Here is a 3,545-nt window from a genome sequence, read left to right as displayed (position 1 = left end):
TGGCCTCGTTGGCCTGATGGAAGGCCGCGGCGGCATGCTCCCCCGCCGCCGCATCGGCCATGACCACCGTCCCTGAGTCCTGCCCACTCTCCTGCATGCTGCCCTGCTCCCTCGTGTTATCGACGTCCCGCCGCCCCGTCATGCCTCGGTGACCCGGGAGATCTCGCCACTGTTGATCACCACGCCGTTGCGGCCGGCCTCCTTGGCCCGGTAGAGGGCCTCGTCGGCCCGGACGATCAGGTCGTCGAGGCTGTCCCCCGGCCGATACTGGGTAATGCCGATGCTGATGGTGATAGAGAGCCCCTGGAAACGGGTCTCGGCGACCTGGCAGCGAAGCCGCTCGGCGAAGGTGGTGGCCCCCCTGAGCTGGGTGTCGGGCAGCAGGATGGTGAACTCCTCGCCCCCCCAGCGCGCCAGCAGGTCGGTACTCCTCAGGCTATGGCCGACCTGGCGCGTCAGCTGCTTGAGGATCTCGTCACCGGTGTCGTGGCCGTGGGTGTCGTTGACCGACTTGAAATGATCGATATCGAACAGCAGCAGGGTGAAGGGCTCGTCGCCCTGCTCGGCCTGGTGCAGCGCCTGGCGCACGGCGACATCGAAGGCACGCCGATTGTGGGCCCCGGTGAGGTGGTCGCGGGTGGCCTGATGTTCCAGCTCCTTCTCCATGCGCTTGCGCTCGGCGATGTTGTGGAACACCGCCACGAAGTTGCGCACCTCGCCGGCGGCGTCGACCACCGCGGTGATCGACTGCCAGAGCGGGTAGATGTCGCCATGCTTGTTGCGGTTCCAGATCTCGCCCTGCCAGTGGCCGAAACGGAGCAGCTCCCCCCACATGCGGGCGTAGAAGGCGGAGTCGTGGCGGCCGGACTTGAAGAGCTTCGGCGTCTTGCCGATCACCTCCTCCTCGCGGTAGCCGGTGATATCGGTGAAGGCCTGGTTGACCTTCTCGATGCGCATCTCGGCATCGGTGATCAGTGTCGCCTGCCCCGTCTCGAAGGCGGTGGCCAGCAGGCGCAGCTCGTTCTCCTGGCGGCGGCGCTCGGTGACGTCCTCCTTCACCGCCACGAAGTTGACCACCTCGCCCCGGTCGTTGCGCACCGGGGTGATGATCTCCGACTCCCAGTAGAGCTCGCCGTTCTTGCGCCGGTTGAGCAGCTCGCCGCGCCACACCCGGCCGGCGGCCAGGGTCGCCCAGAGGTCGCGATAGACCTCGTCCGGGGTCTGGCCGGACTGGATCATCGCCGGCGTCTTGCCGATCAGCTCCTCCCGCGAGTAGCCGGTGACGTCGAGAAAGCGCTGGTTGACGAACTCGATGCGCCCCGTGACATCGGTGATGGCGGTGGCCACCGGGCTCTGCTCGACGGCGATGTAGAGCTGGTAGAAGCGCTCCTCCAGTGCGCCGCGTTCGGCGGTGTCACACACCCCCCCGGCGTGCATCGCCCCTGGACCTGGCTCGGCTGTCACACTGCACCCCCTGATTGCCCTGCTGGTTGTTGTTATCGTCGCGACGCCCCACGGTTCGACCCACGGACGCCAGGAGACGCACCCTTCCGCAACGACGCCCGGGTCGGCGATTCACCCTTGGTCAAGGTTCGAGCGGGGACGACAGGGCTGCGACCTCGTCGCTCGCCTGTGCGGCGGCCCGGGCGGCGAAGCGCTGCTCGCGCCCGACGAACTCCTGGCCGGCCCCCCGGGTACGCAGCGAGGTGATGGCATTGCGCAGGCGCTCGACCTCGCCATGCAGCGACTGGCCGGCCCGGCGGGAGTACTGCACACGCTCGGCATTCTGCTGGGTGACCTTGTCCATCTCGGCCACCGCCGTGTTGATCTGGGCCAGGCCATCCGCCTGTTCGCGGGAGGCAGTGGCGATGGCCTCGATCAGCTCGCGAATGATGTCCACTGCCGCCATCACGCCCTGGTGGCTGCCCTCGAGTCGCCGGATCTGCTGCTCGCCCGCGTGAATCGAGTCGAGGCTGTGGTCGATCAGGGCCCGGATATGCGCCACGGACTCCCGGGAGCGCTCGGCCAGCTGGCGCACCTCCTGGGCCACCACGGCGAACCCCCGACCATGCTCGCCGGCGCGCGCCGCCTCCACCGAGGCATTGAGCGCCAGCAGGTTGGTCTGGAAGGCGATCGACTCGATCACTTCCACCGCTTCGGTCATCTTGCCGGCGCTGGCGGTGATCTGGCCCATGCGGGTCACCAGCTCCCGGGCCTCCGCATCGCTCCGGGCGACCTCCTGCACGGCCTGCCCCACGCCCTGCTCGGCCTGGCGGGCATTGCCGGCATTCTGCTCCACCGTGGTGGTCAGCTCCTCCATGCCGGCGGCGGTCTGCTGCAGGCCGGCGGCCTGGTGTTCGGTACGCGACGCCAGGTCGTCCTGGTCGCCGAGCAGCACCTGGCCCTGGGCTTCCACCTGGTCGAGCATCGCCTGGATGTCGACGGATATATTGGCGAGGCTGCGATGCATGATGGTCATGGCACCGGTGAGCTCGCCCCATTCATCGCCGGTGGGCGGCGGCGGGTCGGTCGCCAGGTTCCCGGCTGCGATCTGCATGGCATACCCCCGGGTGAGCCCGATGGCGCGACGAATGCGCCCCAGGATGAGGCCCGTGGTCGCCACCAGCAGTACCCCAACGCCGGCGGCGGCCGAGGGCCCCAGCCCGACGCCGGCAGCGCCGCCCAGCAGGCCGAGACCGGCCAGGATGACAATGCCCCCCTGGAGACCGAACAGGCGTCGGCCGGCCAGCCAGCCCCTCGGCCCGCGCGGCACGATACGCCCCCGTGCCAGGCGCAGCCCGCGGGCCTTGCCTTCGCGCCAGCGGCGGTAGGCCTCCTCGGCCTCCCCCTTCTCCTTCTCGCCGGGCTTCACCCGAACCGAGGTGAACCCCTGCACCTGGCCGTGCTCGAGGATCGGTACCACATGGGCACGCACCCAGTAGTGGTCGCCGTTCTTGCGCCGGTTCTTGACCATCCCCACCCAGACATGGCCGGCCTGGATGGTCCGCCAGAGGTCGGCGAAGGCGGCTTCCGGCATGTCCGGATGACGGATCAGGTTGTGCGGGGCACCGATCAGCTCCTCGTGGGAGAAACCGCTGACCTCGATGAAGGTGGGCGAGGCGTAGCTGATACGCCCCTTGAGATCGGTGCGCGATATGAGGTTCTGAGTTTCGCCAATCGGGTATTCCCGGCCGGTGACCGGCTGGTTGAGTCGCATCGAGGCTTCCTGTTTGTTGTTCTGTACGTGGAAGTCATGGATATCGGCAGCCATGAATATGCAGATTGCAACATAACAAAGGGAGACCACCAGACAAACGGGAAAGCCGCCTTACTTGACGTGGATCAAAAAAAACGCCCCCTCAGCCGAGGGCTGCGGGGGCGTTCCGGAATCTGGTAGGACCAGGCGGATTTGAACCGCCGACCTCCACGATGTCAACGTGGCGCTCTAACCAACTGAGCTATGGTCCTGAAGCTGTCGTCACCGGGCAGTATCTGGTAGGACCAGGCGGATTTGAACCGCCGACCTCCACGATGTCAACGTGGCG

General features: G+C 67.5%; 2 protein-coding genes and 1 tRNA gene. All 3 read right to left on the bottom strand.

Going from position 1 to position 3,545, the window contains the following annotated elements:
* Positions 1-138: 138 nt before the first annotated feature.
* The 3 genes from RI841_RS13690 to RI841_RS13680 all read right to left on the bottom strand — a co-directional run bounded on the left by RI841_RS13690 (position 139) and on the right by RI841_RS13680 (position 3,468).
* Complete coding sequence (locus tag RI841_RS13690; RefSeq protein ID WP_310706186.1) at positions 139-1,437, bottom strand: diguanylate cyclase; 1,299 nt, start codon at positions 1,435-1,437, stop codon at positions 139-141.
* A 148-nt stretch (positions 1,438-1,585) separates the two neighbouring features.
* Complete coding sequence (locus RI841_RS13685) at positions 1,586-3,217, bottom strand: methyl-accepting chemotaxis protein (RefSeq protein ID WP_310706185.1); 1,632 nt, start codon at positions 3,215-3,217, stop codon at positions 1,586-1,588.
* 174 nt (positions 3,218-3,391) lie between these two features.
* Positions 3,392-3,468 (bottom strand) — tRNA-Val (locus RI841_RS13680).
* Positions 3,469-3,545 lie beyond the last annotated feature (77 nt).

The organism is Halomonas sp. (assembly GCF_031581305.1).
Taxonomy (GTDB): Bacteria; Pseudomonadota; Gammaproteobacteria; order Pseudomonadales; family Halomonadaceae; genus Halomonas.
Note: the sequence above shows the minus strand (reverse complement) of the source record. Positions and strands in the feature narration are given on the sequence as shown.